Consider the following 1,217-nt stretch of genomic DNA (forward strand, 5'->3'; position numbering starts at 1 on the left):
GTCCCAGCGAATCGGCAGCGCCAATCCAGTTGATCGGCGTATTCAGCTCATGGCTGATGTACTGCAGGAACATGGACTTGTCCTGGTTCATCTGTTCGATATCCGCCAGGTGCCGCTCCAGATTCTGCTGTGCCTCCACAGACAATTGCTTGCGCTCGCTTTCCAGAAACCGGATCCGGTCGCCCAGCGCCAGTGACAACATCACCACCACCCACAGCGCGCCGAAATGCGGCAAGTAAGGAACAATCACGCTATAAGGAATCAAGCCCAGATTGCCGATGGCATACAGGAACACGGTAAGCAGGAACACCGACCAGGCGAGCACATACAAGCGCGCCACCCGGAACCCCTGGCGCCACACAACCCAACCCAGCCAGCTGAACAGCACCACCGTCATCATCACCACCACGGTGGACAGGTGATAGGAATAAGGTGGCGGAATCACCCACTGCAGCGCAAACGCCACCCCGATCAGAATCAGGTAATGCTTCAGCAATCGGTCATAGCGCGGAAAGCGCTGGGCCAGCTGCAGGAACTGGCGCGAATACAATGCCAGCGCCAACCCGCAGGTATAGGTGGTCAGCCAGAAATATTCATTGATCCTGGGGGTCTCCGGCCACAAATACTGAAGCCCGAAACCACTGACGCAGATATTGAAAAACAGCACCCCGGCAAGAAACACCACAAAGTGCAGGTGCACATTGTCACGCAGGGACAGAAACAACAGCAGGTTGTAAATCAGCATGATGGTCAACGAACCGTAGAACAGCCCCTGCAGCAACTGCTCCAGATAGGTGTATTCCACCAGCCCCTTGGCACTGTAAAGCATGGGCATCATGTTCAATGCGCCCTTGCCTCGGACCTTGATATAGTACTCACTCACCCCGTCAGGCAGCGATTCCAGATTGAACACAAAAGACCGGTGATCCATGGGCCGCCGCCCAAAGGGACGCGTATCCCCCACCTCATACTCCCGGAACTCGCCATCCGGTTGCGGCACAAACAGGGTCAGCTCATCGAGAATGGGGTAGCGCTCCACCAGAAACCAGCTACGCCCATCCATCTGGCTGGCATCCAGCTGAAAACGCAGCCAGATGGTACTTTTGGTAAAACCGAAATTCAGGGTATTACTGTCACTTTGGCGAAAACGGCTGGCGAACTGGTCACGAATCTGACTCAAGGTCCAATTGCCTTCCGGGTCCTCCAGCACATCCACC

1 protein-coding gene is annotated in these 1,217 nt (G+C 55.6%); it reads right to left on the minus strand.

Translation table 11 applies throughout. The features are described from left to right. Window positions 1-1,180: 7TM diverse intracellular signaling domain-containing protein (locus A3730_RS20230; RefSeq protein WP_304439513.1), on the minus strand; the 1,180-nt coding region annotated here is incomplete at its 3' end. Window positions 1,181-1,217: the final 37 nt, after the last annotated feature.

It is taken from the genome of Alcanivorax sp. HI0044 (assembly GCF_001634945.1).